This is a genomic window from Thiomicrorhabdus chilensis DSM 12352 (genome assembly GCF_000483485.1).
GTDB classification, from domain to species: Bacteria; Pseudomonadota; Gammaproteobacteria; order Thiomicrospirales; family Thiomicrospiraceae; genus Thiomicrorhabdus; species Thiomicrorhabdus chilensis.
Map to the genome: position 1 here is coordinate 2,058,383 of NZ_KI519609.1, position 24,412 is coordinate 2,082,794.

Consider the following 24,412-nt stretch of genomic DNA (forward strand, 5'->3'; position numbering starts at 1 on the left):
TAGTCAATAACTTTTATAGAACTTTATAAATAAAACTTTTGATTAAGCGATAAGTAAATTTTCTTGCCTTAAAAATACGCATCATACAAGAGTCTAACTGACTGATAATAAAGGATATTAATTTTCTTTTATGGGCATAAATAGGCAATATATTAGAAAATAACTATATAATTAAACCCTGTTATTTATACCCCTATAATCCATTGGTAAGATTTAGAAACCAGAGGGTTAAACAAAAAAAGGCCAGCTTAAAGCTGGCCTTTTATAAACAATGTACGCTCCTCTAAACAGAACGCAACGCGTTTAAATCTACATCATTTCCAGATCCATCTGCACGGTTTCAACGCCGGCAATAGCGCAGGCCTCGTCGTCCATGCCGTCTGGAGCACCACTCACACCGACTGCACCATACATTTTGCCGCCAGCTTTAATTGGCGTAGAGCCGGCCATAAACGCCAAGCCTTCACCCATGCTCTGTAGAGGGCTGTCGGCACGACTACCAAGCTGGGAACCTTTGACGTTGAACATCACGGCGGTGTAGGCTTTCTTCTTACTGATTCCCAATGAAACCGGTGGCGCCATGGTATCGCGCATCTGTGTCTGGACAATCCCATTACGATCGACAACGGTCACGCTGATTGGAATCCCTTTTTCACGACAAGACTCTATCGCACCCATGGCAATTTTATTGGTCACATCCACAGAAAGACGTGCCACATTGACAGTCATCGGTTCTTCGGCTACAACCGGTGTAGAAACCACGGCACTTAAACCTAACACAACCACTAATTGCTTCAATTTTTTGGCGATCATTATCCGCTCCTTATTCAATTCAATTAACTCTACAAAACCCAGCCAGTACAACCCTTGCCTAAGTTTTTAGAACTTTCATTCTAACAGGCCTTATACAAAAAACCAGCCTAGACTTCAGAGGTGAAACATAGCCATTGCCTATAAAACCCACCCCAATCATTTAAAATGCTGTTGAAAATGAGCAGGCCTGTCCATTTTCTCAAAAAAACGCCCCGTTGAAACCAGTTCAACAGGGCGTTATTAAATAAACCGTGCCGTTCAGCTAAGTTTTAAATTGTCACCCTAATCACACTTCTCGTTATGCTACACACTCCAGGAATACTTGCTTCGCGGTGCGAAGGCGAAGCCTCTTGTAAAAATGTGCAGGCCTGTCGCAGATCCTTCGACAGGCTCAGGATGACCATTTTCATTAACTTAATGACATAGCCGATCAGGATTCTTTATTTTGAGCCTGCTGTGCCGCCAAGGCCTCTTGCTGTTTGACACCGCCGTGCCACTGCCAGATGTAATACATCAGCGGAATCACCAGCAGAGTCAGAATGGTCGATGACAAGGTACCGAAAATCAATGCCACTGCCAAACCACCGAATACCGGATCGGTGATCATGATCATCGAGCCGAACATGATCGCCAAAGCAGTCAGCAGAATCGGACGGAAACGTACCTTACCGGCTTCAATCACCGCATCCTTCAATGTCTGGCCTTCCCGACGGTATTCCAAAATAAAGTCGATCAACAGCAAGGAATTACGCACCACTATCCCCGCCAACGCGATGACCCCAATCATGGAAGTGGCGGTAAATGCCTGACCGGTCAACCAGTGCCCAGGGAACACCCCGATCATGGTCAATGGAATCGCCCCCATGACAATCACCGGCATCATAAAGGACTTGTAATACCCTACCAGAATCAAGTAGATGAAAATCAAGGCCACAATAAAGGCACTTCCCATATCGCGGAACACATCCAGTGTCAGGCGCATTTCACCACCCCACAACAGGCTGTAATCCATGACATCATCCGGTTGTGCAGTCACAAAGCCCAAGTTTGCAGTATGGAATGTCACACCCGAGTTCGGCAAAGTCACACCATCGAGCATTTTGTCCAATGACAAAACCGCATAAACCGGGCTGGACTTAAGCAACTCACCACCGACCATCACCATCTTATGCTGGTCACGATCGATAATCGGCTTGGCATGTTTCACTTTCTCAATGTTTGCCACGGCCGACAAAGGCACCGCTTCACCGGAACGCGACTGCACACGTAACGACAACAACTGCTCTGCGACGGTGCGTTCCGAACGCGGCAAACGTACCAGAATATTGACCGATTCACGAACATTATCCAAATGCATGTAACCCAACTCATAGCCACTGATGTAATCACGCAACATCTTGGCCACTTGTGCCGGCGCCACACCTAACAAATTGGCTTGTTCACGGTCGATATTGACCTCATAACTTTCAATATCCGAAGTTACGGAATTATCAACATTGACCATACCATAAACATTTTCAAAAGCTTCATTCACCTCAACCGCCGCTTCACGCAATTTATCATAGTCCGGACCGTAGAGTTCGGCCATGATTTGAGTAGTCACCGGTGGCCCCGGAGGGGTTTCATAAATCTTGATATTCGCTTCCGGAAAGCTTTTACGAATCGCATCCAATTGCTCATCCACCAGAATCGCGATGTCATGCGATGACTCCGAGCGGTGATGCTTGTTCACTAGGTTCACACGGATTTGCGCAAAATTGGAACCTTGCTTGATCAAATCACCCCGCACCAGTGCCGCAAAGTCAATCGGAGCTGGACGCCCCAGGTAAACACTGTAATCAGTAACGTGCTGAGTATTGGCAATTTGCGCCCCCACATAACGCACCACCCGGTCAGTCGCTTCCAAAGCCGAATCTTCCGGCATGTCAATCTGTACAAGGAACGTGCTGGTGTTATCGTAAGGCAACATCTTCACCTCAACTCCAGCAGGATGCAACGGATTGTTCATGCCATCATCACGCAAGAATTGCAGCGCAGGCTGCAACATCGCCGCAAACAGCGCCATCAACACCACAAACAAAAACACATTTCGCTTGGTACGGCTTTCAATCAACGGATTGATTGACTTCACATACAAACGCTGCATCCAATCTTCCTTATGCACATGATGGGCATGCAGGCTTTCCCGTTTTTGCATCTCTTTAATGGCTTTTTTACCCAACCAGCGATAAGCCACATAAGGCACCAGAATATAGGCAATCACCAATGAGGCGATCATCGCCACCGGCACGTTAAATGGAATCGGCGCCATAAACGGCCCCATCATACCCGTCACAAACAACATCGGAATAAACGCCAAGATGACCGCCAAGGTCGCGACATTGGTCGGATTCCCGATCTCATTGGTGGCTTTAATCAATAAGGTGTCGAAATTTTCCGGATCAAATCCCTCATGAATGTGACGGTGTATGTTTTCAATGACCACGATGGCGGCATCCACCAGCAGCCCCAATGACAAGATCAACGCGAAAAGAGTGATTCGGTTGATGGTCTGGTCAGCAATCAAACCAACAAACAACACCACGAACAAAATCAGCGGCACCGTCAGTGTCACAATACCGGCTTCTCTCCAACCCAAAAACAGCACCAGAATGACAATGACCGAAGCTACGGCAATACCCAAGTGTTCCATCAGCAGGTTCACCGCCGCATTGGCTTTTTCACCGTCATTGCGGGTCACCATCACCTCAACATTGGCGGGAACCACGCCTTTTTTCAAGAAATCCAGCTTCTCCAAAACCGCATTGGCCACTTCCACCGCATTGGTGCCTGGCTTTTTGGCAATGGCAATGGTCACCGCTGGCTGCTCGCCATGATTGGCAATCGGCGCTTCCGGGCCAAACCCAATTCGCGTATAGGAATCCGCTTCTCGTGGGCCGTCTTCGATGGTGGCAATGTCACGCAGGAAAATAGGACGCCCCATATCGGAACCGATAATGATGTCGCCCACCTCTTTGGCGCTTCCCAAATAACCGTTTACTCTCACCAGCTGGTTTTTGTTATTGTTAACCAAAGAACCCACCGGCATGGAAGCGTTGCTGCCCTGAAGCATTTCACTGATCTGCTCAAGTGTTAAGCCGGTCAACGAAATCTTCTGCGCATCCAGCCAGACATTGACCGCACGTTTATCGCCGCCCACCACTTCGGTAAAGGAAACACCGGGGACGTTTCGTAAGTTTTCAATCAACTTCAATGAGACGTCGCGCAAGTCAAAGCCGGATAACTGATCGGAGGTTACCGCTAAGGTCATGATTGGCACATCATCCACATTGATTGGACGAATCAGCGGTTGCTGGGTGGCTGGTGGCATCTTATCCATGTTCTGCATCAGCTGGTTATAGAGCTTGACCAGACTGTCCACCTGATTTTCACCCACCTTAAACTGTACCGTCACCACACCGAAATCGTTGGCCGCAAAACCAAAGGTATGATCCACACCCGGCAAAGCATTCATAATCGCTTCCAGAGGTTTGACCACCATATTGGAAACCTCTTCCGGGGTCGCGCCGCCTTTCGGCACAATAATATTCGCCGCCGGCACCACAATCTGTGGGTTGTATTCCCTAGGTGTCACCAAATAGGCCATCATCCCCGCCAGAGTGATGGCAATCATAATCATCATGGTGATTTTGGAATGGATGAAAGCCTTGGCCAGCTTTCCGGCGATATTCAAATTTTCTTGAGGCGTCTGTTCTGATCCAGCCATGATTACGCTCCTTGACCCACAGACTCAATCGATTTAACCGTATCGCCATTCAACAAACTGCGATTATTGTCAGTGACGATCATCTCCCCAAGCTCCAGACCGGACTGGATTTCAACCTTGCCGTCCATCGCCATACCGGTTCGAACCATGGCGAAATAGGCTTTGCCTTCACGCACTACAAACACCCCTTCAATGCCTGCACGATCAATTACTGCGCTCTGAGGTACCAAGATTGTCTGACGTTCACCGCGCTTGAAACTCACGCGCGCGAAGGTACCGGTATTCACATTACTGATTGCAGGCAGACTCAATTTAACCGTATGAGAACGCGTTTTTGGATTGGCGGCACTGACTAAGGTGTAGATGGTTCCCACCAGCGGTTCAGGCTGCGCGTCAATGGTGACAATCGCTTCATCTCCGGCACGCAATACCGCAAACAGCTCACCCGCCACTTCGGTTTGAACACTGATGCTCTGCAGGTTTTCAACCACGACAATTGGTTGTCCGGGTGATGCTAAAGCCCCGGCATCGGCCAATTTCTCAACCACCACACCGTCAAACGGCGCGCGTACATTGGCGTAATTCAACTGTGATTTGGCTTGATCCAGTGCCGATTTCGCAGCCGACAGGTTTTCTTGAGCCACGCTGTACTGCAACTTCACCTTATCGTACTGCTGTTTGGAAACCGAATCTTCCTTGAACAGCTTGGTGAAACGGTCATAATCCAACTTAGCGTCGTCCAAAGCCGCAATGGCTTGCTGATAGCCTGAATTCGCCTGGCTGATCTGACTCTTGATGTCACTTGAGTCAATGCTGAAAAGCAACTCACCGCGTTTGACTTCCTGCCCGACTTTAACGTTCAAATCTTTAATGTAACCGATCAATCGCGACGAAATCTGCGCCTTCTGATCAGAAACAATCGTCCCAGGTACCACGGCTCTCATCGGAACCGTACCCAATTCCACACGCGTCACCGGCGCCTCAATCGTCTGATGCATTTCTGCCTTGCTTTGCGGTGCCTCTTCGCCTGAACACCCGGCCAATACAGCCAGTGAGGCCAATAAAGGAAGGGTGACTGCTTGATAGAACTGTTTCATAACTAACCTCAAATACTCAATCTAAATTCTGATATCGACACACCAAACTTTTTGTATCTCTAGCGTGTCTTTTAATGTTCTTTTACTACAGCGAAGCCAAATCCATGGTGCCGGTTTGCAAACGTAATTTAGCGGTCTGGATATTCTGTTCATAAGTGGCGGCCACCACCTCGGCGCGTGCTTTATCCAATAAGGCCTGACTGGCCAATACTTCGGTCATGGTCGCCACACCATTTTTATAGCGTTTCATCACCAAACGCTGCGCCTCTTCAGCCTGTTGCTGCGCCAGCTGGTTAACATGAACCTGTTTCTTGGCCACATCCAACTTATTCCAGGCGGTAATCAACCCCAGACGCAGCTGATTTTCTTGTGAACGCAATTGCGCCTCTTCAGCCTTAGCCGCTGCGGTGGCTTTATCCACACCACTGCTGGTGACGCCAAAATCGGTAATCTTCCAAGACACGACCCCTGCAACGGTATAGGACGAGCTGTCAAAACCGATTTCATCATCATTCCAATCCTGACGGGCCATGATGTTAAAACTCGGATACAGACCGGCTTTGCTTGCACCCACTGCAGCATAACTTGACGAAACCTGTTTACGTTTTGCTTCCAGTTGCGGGTTTTTAGACATCGACATGGAGAGTAAATCCTCAACGCTGTCGGCCGGCAGACTCATGTCGACACGCTGACCAATTTCGAACTGATCGGCCGGATCCAACGCCATCAACATCTTTAAACTTTCCAAAGCAATTTTTTCTTGATTTTGGGCTTTCTCCAGCCCCATACGCGCATTGGATTGATTGACTTTGGCACTTAGGAGTTCGGAACGCACCAACACCCCCTGTTCAACCAGGTTGCCCGTGGTTTTCACATAGGCATCCGCCGCCAATACTGCCTGACGTGCCACTTCAATGTAGGCTCTGGAGGTATGCACGGCTTCATAAGCCTTGTAAACATTAAAGGTCAATACCTGCTTAACGGCATTATCACCGTGTTGAGCGGCCTGAATCATGGCCTTGGCTTGATCTTCATAAGAGGAGATCTTGCCGCCGTTGTACACCGGAATCAGCATCTCGATACGAGTGTTGTAATCGGTATGGGCATCAGGTTCATTTAAGTCACCAGGAACATAATCAAGACCTTCATTCATATCAGCAAAACCAAAATCAGCAAACGTAGCCTGTCGTTGCTGCAGTTTCATGCCAAACACATTTAAAGCATTATCGGAATTGGAAGCCGTGAACGAGGCGGTGATTTGCGGCAAGCGGCTATGGCTGGCTTCGCTCAATGCGGACTTGGCCTGCTCAATACGCATGGCACTGACTGACATCTCGGGATTTTGATTCAAGGTGGTTTCAACACATCCTTTGAACTCATAGGTCTTGACCTGACCCACCATATTGGCTTGACCCATAGCAGGTACAGCCAATGACAAAGCAAACAGCAAACTGTTCAACCCCAAACGATTTTTTTGTTCCATAATGACTCCGTGCGCCGCATACAATTAATGAAAACTCGATATAACCCGATTTTAAACAAGGAAAAAGGGCTAGACACAAGTAAAAAAAGGATGTGGTAACATCCTTTTAAATTCATCCGATTTCCGACTCCAAACCGCCAATCATCCCCTCTTTGGGCGTTAAGCTAACTTTGAATCAAACCTTATCGAGTTTCAAGTTATAACACAAGCTTATTAACATATAAGAATTTTCTTATATTATAAAGAAAACGACATATAAGTAAATGCTAATAGATGGATGAAATGAGTTTTTTCAACCATACCAACTGGCCATGAAAAAAATGACTGCTCTCCGCTCGGCAATAAAGCGTCGGTTGTCGCTCACGACTTACTGCCCAATCGAGCATTTCGCGCGGTTCCACTACCTCATCCTGCAAACCGATCACCACCTCCCAAGGAACCGACACCTCTTCAATTCCTGAAAAGTCATAAAGCCCGACGGGAGGCGCCACAATCAACAGACGATCCGCCTTCAGACTGGGTTGCGCAGACAATGTCACATAAGCCCCAAATGAAAACCCGCCTAACACCAGCTCAGAAAACATCAACTGCTTGCGCGCCCAATTCACCACACAAGCCAAATCCCCCTGCTCGCCTACCCCACCGTCATACTCACCTTCACTATCACCCACCCCGCGAAAGTTATAAGCCAGCGTGCTGTAACCCAATCCTTGAAAGGATCGTTCGATGGTCGTGACCACCTTATTATCCATGGTTCCGCCAAATTCAGGGTGCGGATGACTGATGACCACCAGGCCTGCCGGTTTTTCCGAACCGGAGGAATCGACTTCCGTTAACCGAATCTCTAACTGACCCACCACCCCGGCAATGCTTAATGTTTGACTTTTTTTACGCTTCACTTGATGACCTTTTTATGAAGGATGTTTCCGAGTTGCAATTCAAAAACCCGTATCTGAAATACAAATAACTATAATGTATCCATTCTAATCCATTTACTAAACGCGGTTGAACAGTATGCCAAACCCCAAAAAAATCATTATTGATGACGCCATTCCTTACGCTCAAGCCATGTTCTCCAACCTTGGCGACATTCAACTGATGCCGGGAAGAGACATAAACGCGCAATCGGTCAAGCAAGCCGATGCCTTAATTGTGCGCTCCAGAACACAGGTCAATGAGACCTTACTAAAAAACAGCCCGGTCTCGTTTGTTGGCAGCACCGTGGTTGGCCTCGACCATATCGATCAATTGTATTTAAAAAACAATGGCATCGAATTTTATTCGGCTCAGGGGTGCAACGCCAATTCCGTCGCGGAATACATAATCACCAGTCTGCTGGATGTCGCCGAACACAAAGATTTTGAACTCAAGAACAAAACCTTAGGCATCATCGGTGTGGGCCATGTTGGCAGCCTGGTGCATCGAAAAGCCCAAGCTTTGGGCATGCGCTGTCTGCTTAATGACCCGCCTAAAGTTCGCCAAAACCCGGAGCTAGCAGACCATTACGTGGATTTGGAAAGCTGCCTCAAGGCCGACATCATCACCGTGCATACGCCCCTGACTGATTCGGGCGAGGATCCCACACACCACCTAATTTCGGCTAAAAAGTTGGCTAAAATCCAACCTAATCAAATTATGATCAATGCTGCACGCGGCGGCATCATTGATGAACAAGCCTGGGCACAAACCACAACCTTGGCCAATATCATCGACTGCTGGGAAAACGAGCCCAACATCGATTCAGCCCTCTATCAAGCCGCTTACCTAGCCACACCCCATATAGCGGGCCACTCATTGGATGCCAAAATCGCCGGTGGGGAGATGGTCTACCAACAACTCTGTAAGTTTTGGAATATTGAACCAGACGATTCCTGGAAAACACAATTACCGCCTGAGCCTAATGTGCTGCACATTCAATATAAAGAATCATTACTAAGCACTCTTTACCAAACTCTTCGACTCACCTATGACCCTAGACAAGATGACCAGGCGATACGGAATACGGACATGGCAAAACTGCACCAACAATACGAATTTTACCGAAGAAATTACCCAATACATCGAGAGTGGAAACACCATCATTTTGAAAAAACCGGCGATCAAAACGTAGATAAGTTACTCATTTCATTAGACTTTAAAATGCTTTAAAACCCGCTTATATAAGCGTATTAGCATTTCTTAATAAATAAATATTATTAGCCAACAAAAAAATTAGTATTTTCTTTTATTAAGGTTCGGAGTAACCTACGTATCGAACATAAGTTGAATGCTCAACAAATCAAAAAAACGGAGTACAAATAATGAAATTCACTCACGCAATCAAAGCCGCTCTTCTTGCCGCCGCCGTCACCACCCTGTCAGGCTGTGGCACAATGAACGCTATCGGAAACCTGAACGACGGTGCCGGTGAAACCTTTATGGAAATCTGGGACAAATGGGTAGAAGCGGAAGGTGATATCGCCGATGCGACTATGTGGGAAGTAAAAGTTGAAGAAGGCGTTGAGCTGGTTGACGTAATCGATGCCATCAACAATGTCGGGATCAACCGCAATATCAAAAACGTGGGTGAACTACCACTTTCTGAAGAGCTAAACGCTCGCGGCATCGAGTCTGGCGTTATTCACGTTATGTCTTTCTGTAATCCGGAAACCGCTCGTAAAATGACCGACTTCTCTCCTGCAATGGCTGGCTTCCTACCTTGTCGTGTAAACATTGTTGAAGAAGAAGATGGATTGCACATCTACACCATGAACATGGACATGGCGATCAAAATGGGTAAAAAGATGCCTCCTGAGTTGCTAGAAGCTACTATGCAAGTACGTGACACCATGTGGGAAATGTTGCAAAAAGGTAAGTCTGGCGCGTTCTAAGCCATCCGAGACCTAGCAAAGAACAGACTTTAAAATGGACAGGCCTGTCCATTTCATAAGCCTGAAAATCAGAGCCGCTGAATTCAATCGAGTTTAGCGGCTTTTTTTGGTTTTCTGACCCGCGCTTTCAGCAGGCCAAATCCCATTTTCATCCATAAAAACTGTGAAGGTTTAACCATCAGTATTAAGCAGCATTAAATAATCAATCCTCTTAGTACCACATCTAACCCATAAAAATTTTAAGGCCGCATAAAATTCCTTTCTTAAGACCCGCCTGAACAAACAATCCAAGACGACCAAACAATAAAGTTTTCTTATTAATTTTCAATATGTTACAGAATATCATTGTAAACTTAAATTATCGGCGCATTAGGTGTACTTATTACGCATAATCTTAATCAATCATACTAATAGCTTATAAAAATCTTTTAATTATCTAAGCTAAAAAAATTAATGCATAGTAACTCTCGACTTTAGAAGCAGGCGTCATAAGCCGGCTCATAACTAAAACAACAAAAGAGAGTACAACTCATGAGAAAAACCAAATTAGCTCTAGCAATCGCTACCTCAGCTATGATTTCAACTCCTGTATTAGCCACCAACGGTGACAACCTAATCGGACTGGGTGCCCAGTCACGCGCGTTAGGTGGTACCGGTACGGCTGCATTCTTCGGTTCAGAAAACGCTTTGACCAACCCGGCTTTGCTAGGTAAATCACAAGGCACTGAATTTGCGATTGGTGGAACTTTATTTAAGCCGGACGTTAAAGCAACTACTGATGTTGCTACAATGGGGCAACCTGCCGCCTCACAAACCAGTGACGCGGACACCAATATCATTCCAGAAGTATCTCTTTCAACCCGCATCAATGACAACTGGACGTTTGGTTTAGGGATTTTCGGTTCTGCCGGTATGGGTACCGACTATCGTGATTCCGATGCTTTATTCAATGGTTACAGCAACCTGCAGATCATGAAATTCGCACCTTCTTTGGCCTATAATAAAGACAACTTCGGTTTTGGTTTCGCCCCCGTTATTCAATATGGTGCTTTAGACATTAACTACAGAAACCAAGCCAGAGATGCCAATATGGCCCCGCAATTTTATCAAGCGGACGGTTCTATTAGTAGCAACCAATCAATGGAACCTGTCATGCAGAGCATTGGCAACGGCATGTCTTCCGACTTAGGTTATGGCTTTAACTTGGGTGCTTACTTTGATGTCACCAAAGAGTTCACCATCGCAGCCGCTTACCAGTCCGCTATTTCTATGGAATATGACGACCAAATCTCTGTTGCAGCTGACGGCTTTATGTTACCAATGTTCGGTGTAAATCTTAGTGATAAACTGGAACAGCCGGCCGAAATCAAAATTGGTGCAGCTTATACCACCGGAAACTGGATGTTCACTGCCGATGCCAAGCAGATCAAGTGGGGCGATGCAGAAGGCTATAAAGACTTCAACTGGGAAGATCAGAATGTATTCGGGCTCGGTGCCAAGTACTCTGGCAACGGTTACTGGGTAGGTGCTGGTTACAACTTCGGCTCTGATCCGATTGACAAGATTGATGACAACACCTACGCTGGCCAAGCCGTCGATCTATTCAATAACCACTTCTTCCCAGCCGTCGTTGAAAGCCACTTTACTTTTGGTGGTGGTTATAACATCACTAAAAACATGGCAATCGATGCGGCCGTTGTTTATGCGGCTGAAGTTGACAAAACAGTTGACACATCTGCCGTCAGCAACATGCTTACAAGCGGAATGGTCACTTCTTCTGAACACGAAGTCACCCACTCTCAAATCGGGTACACTGTGTCTCTACGCATGAACTTCTAATTCTTATTTAGAATTTCAAGCACTTAAAAAGCCGCTTTTCAGCGGCTTTTTTATTGTCTGCACCTTTCACGAATTCGGGTCTTGTAAATCAGCAGGCCTGTCTAAACCGCCCCACTAAAATTTTTAATTCTTTTGTCTTTTTTGTTACTCGGTTTTCCGGCATACTGTGCAAAAACCAAAAACCAAAAACCAACTGAGGCGTAAACAATGGCAAACGTTTTAATTGTAGGCTGTGGCGGAATTGGCTGTGAACTGGGACAAAAACTGGTCGAACAGGGCCACAAGGTTTATGGTCTGCGTCGTGACATCAGCGACATCCCAGATGGGATCTCACCGATTGAAGCTGATCTTTCCAACACCAAGCTGCCTTTTCCAGACAACCTGGATTATGTCTTTTACATGGCCTCGGCCGGCAAACACAAAGACGTTGCCTATTACCAAGCTTATGTCTCGGGGGTAAAACACACCCTTAAAAACCTGCAGAACCAATCGCCGAAACGCCTGTTCTTTATTTCCAGCTCTTCGGTATTTGGTCAGAGTGAGGGCGAAAAAGTCACGGAAGAGAGCCCGACCTCCGGTAGCAACTTCTCCACCAAACGTTTACTGGAGGGTGAAGAGCTCATTAATGAATCGCCATTTACCAGCACGGTGGTTCGCTTTGGTGGCATCTACGGTCCGGGACGCACGCATCTGATCGACCTGGTTCAACAAGGCAAGGCCCACTGCATGGAAGATGTCTACAGCAACCGCATCCACTCCGAAGACTGCGTGGGCATGCTGGTGCATTTATTGAATCTGAACGAGAAAAACCCTAACCAAGTCGAATCGCTTTACATCGGCGTGGACGATGAACCGACCTTGTCGTGCGAAGTGTATGAATGGTTGGCCGAACAGTTGAATGTGGCCAATATTGAGCATCTTGAACCCACTGAGAACAGTCGATTGATGCGCAGCAACAAACGCCTGTCCAATGCCAAAATCCGCTCAACGGGATATGCATTCAAGTACCCGAACTATCAGGCCGGGTACAGCGAATTAATTTAACAGAGAATCAGGCCTATTCACTTTGAACAGGCCTGGTATTGAAGTGCCACTTTCACCCATCAAGCCGTATAATCAAGCAACCAGTTTGTCATCTTGACCGAACCGGCTGCCATCCCGAGCAAACCACCGTCATCCCGACCAAAGTGGAGGGATCTCCCACCGCCGTGCACACTCCCAAAAGATGCTTCGACTACGCTCAGCATGACAGTAAATGAATGTTCAGCGTGACAAATTCACACTGTCATCCCGACCGTGAGTTAGCGACGGTCCTTATCCTCCACTTCACCTTCAATCACCGAATGGTGCTGCAATTTCTCACGCGGCTTGGGATTCGTCTCTGACCACTCCCCTTCAAAATAATCGCCCTGTGAATTCTGGTAACGAAAATGTCCTTTGGCTTGATAACCTTTCAAAGACTGGCGTATCAAACCACGGCGCACAAAGGGAATCAAAAACAGCAATCCAATCGCATCACTGATCAAGCCTGGAATAAACAACAATACGCCGCCCAAAAAAATAAACACGCCTTCCATTAACGCCAACTGAGGCACCTCACCCACTGCCATGGAGGCCTGTGCATTTTGCATGGTGGCCACGCCCTGACTACGCATCAAGGCCACACCCACAATTGCGGTGGTGACCGTCAGCAAAATGGTTGGCAAAGCACCGATGACACTGCCCACTTGAATCAGTACATAAAGCTCAATTAAGGGAATTAATAAAAAAAGTAGAAAGAAAACTTTTAACATACAGGTCTCATAATTAATTGGTGTGTAAGTCTATTGATTTAACTGGCTTCACCTAAGGAACCTCTGATTAAATCGGATTGAGATTCCTTAAAGATTCAGCCGAATCATTTTTGGCGTAAATTTAACCGGTAAAACCCACTAAATCGAATCGAACTGGTATAAAATCATTCAACCGGCACAAACGTAATTGTAATTACAATTACCGTTTGAAAATAACTGGATTTTATTGTAAACAATATTGTGAGTTTATAAGGCTTTTATCTTGGCTTTCAAGTGATTGTCCGCCGTTAAGCTTCGCACAACCCAATAATGGCCTCAAAAACAGACAAAGAGAGACTGTACTATGCGACTGATTCAACACCTACTCCCTCTTCTTTTTGGTTCACTGCTGCTGTTCGCCGCACCGGTCATTCAGGCCGACGAACTGCTGGACGTGGATGAGGCTTTCCAGCTACAGACCCCGTCGGTGGATAACGGCAAGCTGAGCGTAAAATGGATCATCGCAGACGACTACAAACTCTACAAAGACAAAATGTCGATTACGTCAAATGACCTGAAACTCGGTGAGACGATTTATTCTCCCGCCAAAGAGGTTGATGATGCGCTTTTTGGAAAAACCGAAGTCTACCAACATCAGGCGACCTTAAGCGCTCCTTATCAGGCACAACAGACCAGCGCGACGATTACCGTCAAATACCAAGGCTGTGCCGACAAGATCGGGGTTTGCTATCCTCCCCAAACCCGTGAATTGAAAGTAGACCTTCCCGCCAATACCAGTAACGGTACGGCCGCTGGTTTTGGCTCACTGTCAGAATTAAATGACCTGCTGTCGGCCAATAACGACGAGCCCGAACTGCTGGAAGCCGATGACGCCTTTAAGTTCTCAACCCAAATTAACAACGGACAGATTGTGGCGAAATGGGATATTGCCCAGGACTACCACCTCTATCAAGACAAAATCAAAGTCAAACTACTCGAAGGTGATGCAGCTGTAGGATCACTGCAATTGCCGCCTGCGGAAACCATCGACGATCCGCTGTTTGGAAAAACCAAGGTCTACCACGGCATGATTCAAGCAGGCCTGCCGATTGAAGCCATCAGTCAATCCTCTATCATCGAATTTGAATTCCAGGGCTGTTCCGCTTCGGCAGGGGTCTGTTACCCGCCCATGCGTAAAACCGTCACCCTGACCCCGGATCAGGTTCAAGCGGCCAGTTCCGACAGTGCCAGTCGATTGGCGACGGCCACCGTTGAAAATAAAGACGACCTTTCCGAAACCGATCAAATCGCCGACACACTCAAAAACAGCAGTGTCTGGATCGTCATCGCCACCTTCTTTATTTTTGGTTTATTGCTGGCGTTCACCCCTTGCGTATTCCCGATGATTCCAATCCTATCCAGCATTATTGTCGGCCAGGGAGATCAATTAACCACACGCCGTGCGTTTGTGATGTCTCTTGTCTACGTATTGGCCATGTCGGTTACCTACACGGTAGCAGGGGTCTTAGCCGGCGTGTTTGGTGAAAACTTACAGGCCGCCTTCCAGAATCCATGGATCATCGGCAGTTTCAGTGTGATTTTCCTTCTATTGGCGCTGTCCATGTTCGGCTTCTATGAACTGCAACTGCCCAACAGCCTACAGACCAAACTCACCAGCCTGTCCAATAAACAACAAGGCGGAACCCTGACTGGCGTCGCCATTATGGGCTTCCTATCGGCACTGATTGTCGGTCCCTGCGTGGCTCCGCCTCTGGCAGGCGCGCTTATCTACATCGGGCAAACCGGCGATGCCCTATTGGGCGGAACTGCGCTGTTTGCGATGAGCATGGGGATGGGTCTGCCGCTGCTGTTACTGGGAACATCAGCCGGAAAACTGTTGCCGCGTGCTGGTGGCTGGATGGATGGCGTCAAAGCCGTATTTGGTGTCATGCTGATCGGGGTCGCTATCTGGATGGCCGAACGCATTGTGCCTGCTGAGGTGACCATGCTTGCCTGGGCATTACTGTTCATTATCTCTGCCGTTTATCTGGGCGCCTTTGAAAGCACCGCCGAAAAAACCGGCTGGTTCAAACTCTTCAAAGGCTTCGGAATTGCATTGGCACTGTACGGCGTTATGATTCTGGTAGGATTGCTGGCCGGCAGCCACTCTATGTTCCAGCCGCTCAAAGTCTTTCAAGGTGGCGGAGGTTCCGCACAGCAACAATCCGAGCACCTGAACTTCAAAACCATCAAAAGTATTGAAGACCTGGAAAATGAATTGGCCAAAGGCCAACCGGTGATGCTCGACTTTTATGCCGACTGGTGTGTTAGCTGCAAAGAGATGGAAGCCCTGACTTTCACCGCCCCTCAAGTGCATGCCGCGCTTGAAGGGGTCACTTTGATTCAGGCCGATGTCACCGCCAATGACGACATCGACAAAGCCCTGATGAAAAAGTTCGGTTTGATCGGCCCTCCAGCCATTCTGTTCTTCAATAGTTCCGGTGAAGAACAAAAAGCGCAAAGGGTCATTGGCTTTAAAAACGCCGATACTTTCTCGGCGATAACGCAAAAGGCCTTTGAATAACTCTTTATGGCCGGTTCGACCCGATTGAACCGGCCATAAACCCACTTTTTGCCCCTCATTAGAAAAATCGATCTTTCATATCAGTTCATGACAGAACGCAACATTTCACGCACAAATTTTGATTTTTGCCCTCCGCTTCATAGTCTTATGGGATCACATCAGTTATAATCCGGTTACTCACCAATTGTGGATTTTAAGATGGCAAGCATTCTCGTAATAAACGGTCCAAATCTAAACATGCTCGGCAAACGCGAACCTGAAATTTACGGTCGCCAAACCCTTGCCGACATTATCGAAGATCTTGAACAGTTGGCAGATGAATATAATGTGCGTCTACGCCATTTCCAGAGCAATGCCGAACATGAAATCGTCAATCGCGTGCATCAAGCTATGGACGACGGCACCGAATTCATCATCATCAATCCGGCGGCCTTCACCCACACGAGCGTAGCCATCCGTGATGCTTTAGCCGCGGTAAGCCTGCCTTTTATTGAAGTGCATCTTTCCAATATCCACAAGCGTGAGCCATTCCGGACTCACTCCTACTTTTCGGACTTGGCGGAAGGTGTGATTGCCGGATTGGGAAGCAAAGGTTACGAGCTGGCATTGGAAGCGGCTGCCGAGAGAATTCGCTAAAGTCCAATTGGACAAATTAACACACTCATTCAAACACACAGAACAACAGCTAATAAAAATGAAAAAGCCAAACGCCCAACCCGGCTAGGCAAATAATCAAAGGAAAAAACATGGATATTCGTTCAATTCGTAAACTGATTGAAATTGTAGAGCAGTCTGACATCGCCGAAATTGAAATTAAAGAAGGCGAACACAATATTCGCATCACTCGCAGCAAAGAACCGATCATGATGACCGCGCCACAAGTTCAGTACGAATCGGCACCGGCCCAAGCACCGGCTGCGCCCGCCCCAGCCGCACCGGCTGAGGCAGAAGCGCCTGCAGAGATCAGTGGCCACCAGGTCACCTCGCCTATGGTTGGAACCTTCTACGAAGCGCCTTCCCCGGATGCGCCGGCTTTCGTCAAGGTGGGAGACAAAGTGGCTGCAGGCGACACCCTGTGCATCATTGAAGCCATGAAAATCATGAACCCGATCGAATCGGACGTTTCCGGTACCGTTAAGCAGATTATTGGCGTAAACGGCGAGCCGGTACAGTTTGGTCAACCACTATTCATTATCGAATAAGGAAGACCCCTAATGATTGAAAAAATTCTAATTGCCAACCGTGGTGAAATCGCACTTCGCGTGTTGCGGGCCTGTAAAGAACTGGGCATCAAAACCGTAGCCGTGCACTCCACCGCAGATGCCGACTTGAAACATGTATTGCTGGCGGATGAATCGGTCTGCATTGGTCCGGCACCCTCATCGGAAAGTTACCTGAACGTGCCTGCGATCATTTCTGCCGCCGAAGTCACCGATGCCGAAGCGATTCACCCGGGTTACGGCTTCCTGTCCGAAAACGCCGACTTTGCGGAACGCGTTGAAGAGAGCGGATTCAAGTTTATTGGCCCTAAAGCGGAAACCATCCGCATCATGGGTGACAAGGTTTCGGCCATTCGTGCCATGAAAGCCGCCGGCGTACCGACGGTACCGGGCTCGGGTGGCCCTCTTGGCGACGACGACGATGAAAACCACCGTATCGCCAAAGAGATTGGTTACCCGATTATCATCAAAGCCTCCGGCGGTGGCGGCGGACGCGGAATGCGTGTGGTACACACCGAAGCCAACCTATTGAAGTCAATCCAGTTAACCAAGTCGGAAGCAGGCAGCTTTTTCGGTAACCCGGAAGTCTACATGGAGAAATTTCTTGAAAATCCTCGCCATGTCGAAATCCAGGTATTGGCCGACGGCCAGGGTAACGCCGTGCATCTAGGCGAACGTGACTGCTCCATGCAGCGTCGCCACCAGAAAGTGGTTGAAGAAGCACCGGCTCCGGGTGTCACTGCCGAACAACGTGCCAAGATCGGTGCGGCGTGTGTCAACGCCTGCAATGAGATCAACTACCGTGGTGCCGGAACCTTTGAATTCCTCTACGAAGACGGCGAATTTTATTTCATCGAAATGAACACCCGTCTCCAGGTTGAACACTGCGTCACCGAAATGGTGACCGGAATCGACTTGGTCAAGGCTCAAATCGAAATCGCCATGGGCATCCCGTTAAGCCTGAAACAAGAAGACATTGTCATCAAAGGCCACGCCATCGAATGCCGTATCAATGCGGAAAACCCGGCCAAGAACTTCATGCCTTCACCAGGCCTGCTGGAACGTTTGCATTTACCGGGTGGTTTGGGCGTTCGTTGGGACTCCCATATCTATACCGGCTACACCATTCCACCGCATTACGATTCTATGATCGGTAAACTGATCTGTTTCGGCAATGACCGTACCACTGCGATTCGTCGTATGGACGTGGCGTTACAGGAAATGGTTATCAAGGGCATCGATACCAATATCCATCTGCAACGCGAAATCATGAACGATCACGGTTTCTGCGAAGGCGGTATGAACATCCACTATCTGGAACACCGTTTGGAACACCTTATTTAAAAGGACCACAAACGATTAACCGTCCCTCTTACCCCAAAAACGGGAAGGGAACATACTGAAAACCTCTTATGCAAAGCCATAAGAGGTTTTTTGCTTTTCTAGCCCGAATGTTTCATGAATTTGTACTGAGGTCGCGCAGGAAGTTGTTTTTACAAGGAAATTTTCGAAGGAGCGTCGTATCCAGGATTACGACCGACCGAGAAAATATTTCTTGTGGAATCAAGAGGCAAGCGAGATCGGTGCAAATTTGTGAAATATTCGGGCTGGACAATGAAACAAGGCTAAGGAGAAAAAATGGCTTGGATCCAAATCAACACCGTCGTCAAGGAAGCCCTTGCGGAACCTTTATCCGACGCACTGATGGAAAGCGGTGCCTGCTCGGTCACCTTTGAAGATGCCAAGGACCAACCCATTTTTGAACCGGAAATCGGCACCACCCCAATCTGGTCAACCACCAAAGTGGTGGGACTATTTGATGCCGAAACCGACGCAAAACAGGTAATTGAGACACTGACCAACTTGCTGCCGGAGATATCGGCTCAACACTACAAAATTGAACAGCTGGAAGACAAAGACTGGATTCGTGCGTGGATGGATCAATTCCAGCCCATGCGTTTTGGGGATCGTTTATGGATTGTGCCCAGCTGGCTCGAACCGCCACAAGCGGATGCGGTCAATCTGATGCTGGACCCGGGCATGGCCTTTGGAACCGGCACCCACCCAACCACCGCTTTATGTCTGACCTGGCTGGATCAACATGCCCCTGAAGGCTTGAATGTCATCGACTACGGCTGTGGTTCGGGAATCTTGGCGCTGGCCGCGAATAAACTGGGGGCTCTAACCGTTACCGGTACGGACATCGATCCGCAGGCAATCCTGGCGAGCCAACAGAACGCTCAGCGTAATCAGGCCGACATCCCTTTTGCTCTGGTCAAAGACTTTGATTCCGAACCGGTGGATCTGCTAATTGCCAATATACTCGCCGGACCTTTAAAAGAGTTGGCTGAAGAATTCGACCGTCTACTTAAACCCGGAGGAACGCTGGTCTTATCCGGACTGCTTGCCACTCAAGCCAAAGAATTGCAACGCCACTACCAATCGATTGGCATTGAACTCGACACCCTGAAAACAAATGAAGAATGGGGGCTTCTGGCCGGAACTAAGTCATGTTGAAAACAGTCGAATTTGAAAACGGGCAGGCCTGGTATCATTCTGTCTGCCCTTTGGCAACACAACCTAATCACGGTTTAAAACCGGTTCAGGCACCATGCTGAAAATCGGCCCTTATGCATTTGCACATAATCTGGTGCTGGCGCCCATGGCTGGGGTGACCGATTCCGTTTACCGAAAACTGTGTCGAGATTTCGGAGCCGACTACACCCTGGCGGAAATGGTCGCCTCGCAGAAACAGCTATGGGAAACGAAAAAATCCGCCACCCGCCAGGCCAACCCAAACGATCCGGAACCCCGCGCCGTACAACTGTTGGGGACCGATGCTCAAGAATTGGCCGATGCCGCCGTTTGGCAACAGCAGCAAGGCGCACAGATCATCGACCTGAACATGGGCTGCCCCGCTAAAAAAGTATGCAGTGTAGCCGCCGGTTCCGCGCTGATGGGAGAGCCCAATAAGGTTGCACAGATATTTTCGGCCGTGGTGGATGCCGTGGATGTGCCGGTGACGGTCAAAATCCGAACCGGACTCGATGACGAGCGAAAAAACGCCCTGCTGATTGCGCAACTGGCTCAGGAAAAGGGCTTGCAGGCGGTCACCATCCATGGCCGCACCCGCGAAGCCAAGTTCAGCGGTCAGGCTGAATACGAAACCATTCGTAGGGTCAAACAATCTCTGGACATTCCGGTGATTGCAAATGGTGATATTAACACACCCGAACAGGCCAAATTTGTATTAGAATATACGTCCGCTGATGGCATTATGATCGGACGTGCAACGCAAGGCTATCCATGGATATTTCGTGAGATAAATCATTATCTTGAAACCGGCCGGCACCTCCCATCTCCAACCTTGAACGAATTCCGCAACGCCATGCTGGAACACACCTTGGGATTGCATCAGCTGTACGGTGAAATGCTGGGCGTGCGCATCGCCCGCAAGCACATTGGATGGTACAGTCAACATCTGCCACAGGGCTCGGCTCTGCGCAAACCATTCAACCTGCTGACCGACCCAAACGAACAACTCAAGTTGATTGAGGCCTTTTTTGCAAAACGCATTTAACCAGGCCTGCTTAATTTCAATCAACCTAAAACTGATATAAACACAATGACCAAATCGACCAACAACCATTCATTAAGCGCCCAAGTCACAACGACCCTAGAAAGCTATTTTGAAACGCTTGATAAAGAATCCGCCACCGATGTCTATGAGATGGTGATTCAACAGGTGGAAAAGCCGTTGATTGAGTTTGTGTTGACCAAAACCGATCAGAACCAATCGAAAAGCGCCCAGATTTTAGGCATCAACCGCAACACCTTGCGCAAGAAAATGCAGAAATACGATCTGATCTAAACCCAATAACCAATTTATACCCAATTTTAAATTTAGTTTTCACTTTCTGGAGAAATGAACATGATGAAACCCGTTCGTCGCGCACTGATCAGTGTCTCGGATAAAACCGGCATTCTTGAATTTGCAGAATCGCTGGTCGCCATGAATGTCGCCATCCTATCCACCGGCGGCACCTATAAAGTGCTTTCCGAAGCCGGCCTACCGGTTACCGAAGTGTCCGAATACACCGGTTTTCCGGAAATGATGGACGGACGCGTTAAAACCCTGCATCCCAAAATTCACGGCGGGCTTTTGGGACGTCGCGGAACCGATGATGCCATCATGAACGAACATGGCATCGATCCGATCGACATGGTGGTGGTCAACCTATACCCGTTTGAAGCGACGGTCGCCAAAGCCGACTGCTCTTTGGAAGATGCGATTGAAAACATCGACATCGGCGGACCGACCATGTTGCGTTCTGCAGCCAAAAACCACAAGGACGTGGCCGTGGTCACCGATCCGGCGGACTATTCACGCATTCTGGAAGAGCTGCAAGCCAACAACGGCCAGCTCGCACACGCCACTCGTTTTGACCTGGCGATCAAAACCTTTGAGCAAACCGCCCGTTACGATGGAGCGATTGCCAACTACTTCGGCACCATGTTCAGTGAAGATGAAAACGATGCCTTCCCACGTACGTTTAATTCGCAGTTCGTGAAGAAGCAGTCGATGCGTTATGGCGAAAACCCACATCAGGCTGCGGCTTTCTATACCGAACGCAACCCGAGCGAAGCATCCATCTCTACCGCCGAACAGATTCAAGGTAAAGCCTTGTCCTTCAATAACATCGCCGACACCGATGCGGCCTTGGAGCTGGTCAAAACCTTTGACGATACCGCCTGTGTCATCGTCAAACACGCCAACCCGTGCGGTGTATCAATTGGCAGCAGCCTATTTGAAGCCTATGACCGGGCTTATAAAACCGATCCAACCTCGGCTTTCGGCGGCATCATCGCCTTCAACCGTGAATTGGACGCACAAACTGCGCAGGCGATTGTTGAGCGTCAGTTTGTAGAAGTCATTATTGCACCAAGCGTATCTGACGAAGCCAAAACCGTGGTAGCGGCAAAACAGAACGTACGCCTATTGGCCTGTGGTGAACTTGGCGAACAGCAAGCCGCGTATGATTACAAACGTGTAACCGGCGGTTTACTGGTTCAAGACCGTGATCTTGGCGCCGTTTCTCGAGAAGAACTCAAAGTCGTCAGCAAACGTACGCCGACCGAAACCGAAATGGATGACCTGATGTTTGCCTGGAAAGTCGCCAAATTCGTTAAATCCAATGCCATCGTCTATGTTAAAGACGGTATGACCATCGGTGTGGGCGCAGGCCAAATGAGCCGCGTTTATTCCGCCAAAATCGCCGGCATCAAAGCCGCAGATGAAGGATTGGAAGTTCCCGGTTCCGTCATGGCTTCCGATGCGTTCTTCCCGTTCCGCGACGGCATTGATGCCGCAGCGGCTGCGGGCATCACGGCGGTGATTCATCCAGGTGGATCGATGCGCGATCAGGAAGTCATCGACGCGGCGGACGAACACGGTATTGCGATGGTGTTCACAGGAATGCGCCACTTTAAACACTAAGTGGCTCAAGGGGCTTATTTGTCCAACTTCGTTGTTGGATAAAAGCTTCCGATGCTCACGTACTTCAAGTACGCTGTGCGTCGGTTCTTTTATCCGCCTAGAATTTGAACAAAGCGCCTCCTTCTTAAGAATGGTTATTCTAAAAAGAAAGAGATTAAACAAATGAAAGTATTAATTATTGGTGGCGGTGGTCGTGAACACGCCTTGGCTTGGAAAGCGGCACAATCGCCAAAGGTCTCCAAAGTCTTTGTGGCGCCCGGCAATGCGGGTACGGCGTTGGAAGCCAACTTGGAAAACGTCGAGATTTCCGTTGAAGATATCACAGGCCTGGTTAATTTCGCCAAAAAAAATAACATTGATCTTGCCATTGTCGGCCCCGAGGTGCCTTTGGTACTGGGTGTGGTCGACGCCTATAAAGAAGCCGGCTTAAAATGTTTTGGTCCGAGTGCGGCAGCAGCTCAGCTGGAAGGTTCCAAGGCCTTCTCAAAAGACTTCCTGGCCAAACATAAGATTCCGACTGCGGCTTATGAAGTGTTTACCGAAATTGAACCGGCCGTGGCCTACATCGAAAAAATGGGCGCTCCGATCGTCATCAAGGCGGACGGTTTAGCGGCGGGTAAAGGTGTTATTCTGGCCGACACCAACGAAGAAGCGATTGAAGCGGTCAATGACATGCTGGCTGGCAACAAGTTCGGCGATGCCGGTGCACGCGTGGTGATCGAAGAGTTTTTAGTAGGCGAAGAAGCCAGCTTTATCGTTATGGCGGATGGCAAACACATTCTGCCAATGGCGACGTCGCAAGACCACAAAGCACGCAACAATGGTGATACCGGTCCCAACACCGGGGGGATGGGCGCTTACACCCCTGCCCCGGTGGTCACGCCTGAAATCCACGACCGCATCATGAAAGAAGTCATTGAACCAACCATCGAAGGCATGGCGAAAGACGGCTTGCCTTATACCGGTTTCCTGTATGCCGGTGTGATGATCGACGCCTCCGGTGCGCCCAAGGTACTTGAATTCAACTGCCGTTTCGGCGATCCTGAAACCCAGCCGATCATGATGCGCCTGCAATCCGATTTGGTCGAATTGTGCTTGGCCGCCATCGACGGCAAGCTGGATACCGTCAGCGCCCAATGGGACAGCCGCGCGGCCTTGGGTGTCGTCATGGCGGCCGGAGGCTATCCGGATGCGTATCGTAAAGCGGATGTCATCTCAGGCTTGCAAAATGCCGATGCCGAAGACCTTAAGGTCTTCCATGCCGGTACGGCTTTAAATGAAAAAGACGAAGTCATCACGTCCGGCGGACGCGTTTTGTGTGTGACCGCATTGGGCGAAAACGTCACCCAGGCACAAAAACGTGCATACGAAGGGGTCAAGGCCGTTTCGTGGGATGAAGCCTACTTCAGAACCGACATCGGCCATCGCGCTATCCGACGTGAACAAGCGTAAATCCCCTGAAGGTTATCAT

The 24,412-nt window shown here is 48.6% G+C and carries 19 protein-coding genes; 13 read left to right on the forward strand and 6 right to left on the reverse strand.

Going from position 1 to position 24,412, the window contains the following annotated elements; all coding sequences use genetic code 11:
• Positions 1-309: 309 nt before the first annotated feature.
• The 5 genes from B076_RS0109780 to B076_RS0109800 all read right to left on the reverse strand — a co-directional run bounded on the left by B076_RS0109780 (position 310) and on the right by B076_RS0109800 (position 8,058).
• Positions 310-813: a GlcG/HbpS family heme-binding protein gene (locus tag B076_RS0109780; RefSeq protein WP_028487147.1), complete on the reverse strand. Its 504-nt coding sequence runs from the start codon at positions 811-813 to the stop codon at positions 310-312.
• Between the two features lie 430 nt (positions 814-1,243).
• The gene (locus B076_RS0109785) at positions 1,244-4,579 is read right to left on the reverse strand and encodes an efflux RND transporter permease subunit (protein ID WP_028487148.1); all 3,336 of its coding nucleotides are present in this window, start codon (positions 4,577-4,579) and stop codon (positions 1,244-1,246) included.
• Positions 4,580-4,581: 2 nt separating this feature from the next.
• Positions 4,582-5,676 (reverse strand): efflux RND transporter periplasmic adaptor subunit, encoded by a 1,095-nt coding sequence (locus B076_RS0109790; protein ID WP_028487149.1) that lies wholly within the window; start codon positions 5,674-5,676, stop codon positions 4,582-4,584.
• Positions 5,677-5,761: 85 nt separating this feature from the next.
• Positions 5,762-7,159, reverse strand: a complete 1,398-nt coding sequence (locus B076_RS0109795) for a TolC family protein (protein ID WP_051347296.1) — start codon at positions 7,157-7,159, stop codon at positions 5,762-5,764.
• Between the two features lie 266 nt (positions 7,160-7,425).
• A complete protein-coding gene (locus tag B076_RS0109800; protein WP_028487151.1) occupies positions 7,426-8,058 on the reverse strand; it encodes an alpha/beta hydrolase in 633 nt (210 codons plus the stop codon).
• Positions 8,059-8,173: 115 nt separating this feature from the next.
• Here B076_RS0109800 and B076_RS0109805 point away from each other — a divergent pair, with 115 nt between their 5' ends.
• From B076_RS0109805 to B076_RS0109830, 4 genes are all read left to right on the forward strand, one after another.
• Positions 8,174-9,307: a 4-phosphoerythronate dehydrogenase gene (locus B076_RS0109805; protein ID WP_028487152.1), complete on the forward strand. Its 1,134-nt coding sequence runs from the start codon at positions 8,174-8,176 to the stop codon at positions 9,305-9,307.
• A gap of 152 nt (positions 9,308-9,459) precedes the next feature.
• On the forward strand, positions 9,460-10,029 hold the full coding sequence (locus B076_RS0109810; protein ID WP_028487153.1) for a DUF302 domain-containing protein: 570 nt from the start codon (positions 9,460-9,462) through the stop codon (positions 10,027-10,029).
• Between the two features lie 531 nt (positions 10,030-10,560).
• Positions 10,561-11,868, forward strand: coding sequence for an OmpP1/FadL family transporter (locus B076_RS0109825; protein ID WP_028487154.1), 1,308 nt, complete (start codon positions 10,561-10,563; stop codon positions 11,866-11,868).
• A 207-nt stretch (positions 11,869-12,075) separates the two neighbouring features.
• Positions 12,076-12,912: an NAD-dependent epimerase/dehydratase family protein gene (locus tag B076_RS0109830; protein WP_028487155.1), complete on the forward strand. Its 837-nt coding sequence runs from the start codon at positions 12,076-12,078 to the stop codon at positions 12,910-12,912.
• Positions 12,913-13,169: 257 nt separating this feature from the next.
• Here B076_RS0109830 and B076_RS0109835 read toward each other — a convergent pair whose 3' ends face one another.
• Positions 13,170-13,661 carry an FxsA family protein gene (locus tag B076_RS0109835; RefSeq protein WP_028487156.1) on the reverse strand — a complete coding sequence of 164 codons (492 nt, stop codon included), beginning with the start codon at positions 13,659-13,661 and terminating at the stop codon, positions 13,170-13,172.
• A 343-nt stretch (positions 13,662-14,004) separates the two neighbouring features.
• Between B076_RS0109835 and dsbD the strand changes: the two genes are divergently transcribed.
• The 9 genes from dsbD to purD all read left to right on the forward strand — a co-directional run bounded on the left by dsbD (position 14,005) and on the right by purD (position 24,393).
• Positions 14,005-16,224 (forward strand): protein-disulfide reductase DsbD, encoded by a 2,220-nt coding sequence (gene dsbD, locus B076_RS0109840; RefSeq protein ID WP_028487157.1) that lies wholly within the window; start codon positions 14,005-14,007, stop codon positions 16,222-16,224.
• Between the two features lie 198 nt (positions 16,225-16,422).
• Positions 16,423-16,860 carry a type II 3-dehydroquinate dehydratase gene (gene aroQ / locus B076_RS0109845; protein ID WP_028487158.1) on the forward strand — a complete coding sequence of 146 codons (438 nt, stop codon included), beginning with the start codon at positions 16,423-16,425 and terminating at the stop codon, positions 16,858-16,860.
• A 110-nt stretch (positions 16,861-16,970) separates the two neighbouring features.
• Positions 16,971-17,426, forward strand: coding sequence for an acetyl-CoA carboxylase biotin carboxyl carrier protein (accB, locus tag B076_RS0109850; protein WP_028487159.1), 456 nt, complete (start codon positions 16,971-16,973; stop codon positions 17,424-17,426).
• Positions 17,427-17,438: 12 nt separating this feature from the next.
• A complete protein-coding gene (gene accC, locus B076_RS0109855; RefSeq protein ID WP_028487160.1) occupies positions 17,439-18,788 on the forward strand; it encodes an acetyl-CoA carboxylase biotin carboxylase subunit in 1,350 nt (449 codons plus the stop codon).
• 294 nt (positions 18,789-19,082) lie between these two features.
• Positions 19,083-19,961: a 50S ribosomal protein L11 methyltransferase gene (prmA, locus tag B076_RS0109860; RefSeq protein WP_028487161.1), complete on the forward strand. Its 879-nt coding sequence runs from the start codon at positions 19,083-19,085 to the stop codon at positions 19,959-19,961.
• 94 nt (positions 19,962-20,055) lie between these two features.
• Positions 20,056-21,024 carry a tRNA dihydrouridine synthase DusB gene (gene dusB, locus B076_RS0109865; protein ID WP_028487162.1) on the forward strand — a complete coding sequence of 323 codons (969 nt, stop codon included), beginning with the start codon at positions 20,056-20,058 and terminating at the stop codon, positions 21,022-21,024.
• Between the two features lie 45 nt (positions 21,025-21,069).
• Positions 21,070-21,315, forward strand: a complete 246-nt coding sequence (locus tag B076_RS0109870) for a helix-turn-helix domain-containing protein (protein ID WP_028487163.1) — start codon at positions 21,070-21,072, stop codon at positions 21,313-21,315.
• Positions 21,316-21,378: 63 nt separating this feature from the next.
• The gene (gene purH, locus B076_RS0109875) at positions 21,379-22,941 is read left to right on the forward strand and encodes a bifunctional phosphoribosylaminoimidazolecarboxamide formyltransferase/IMP cyclohydrolase (protein WP_028487164.1); all 1,563 of its coding nucleotides are present in this window, start codon (positions 21,379-21,381) and stop codon (positions 22,939-22,941) included.
• A gap of 162 nt (positions 22,942-23,103) precedes the next feature.
• Positions 23,104-24,393, forward strand: coding sequence for a phosphoribosylamine--glycine ligase (gene purD / locus B076_RS0109880; RefSeq protein ID WP_028487165.1), 1,290 nt, complete (start codon positions 23,104-23,106; stop codon positions 24,391-24,393).
• The last annotated feature ends 19 nt before the right edge of the window (positions 24,394-24,412 follow it).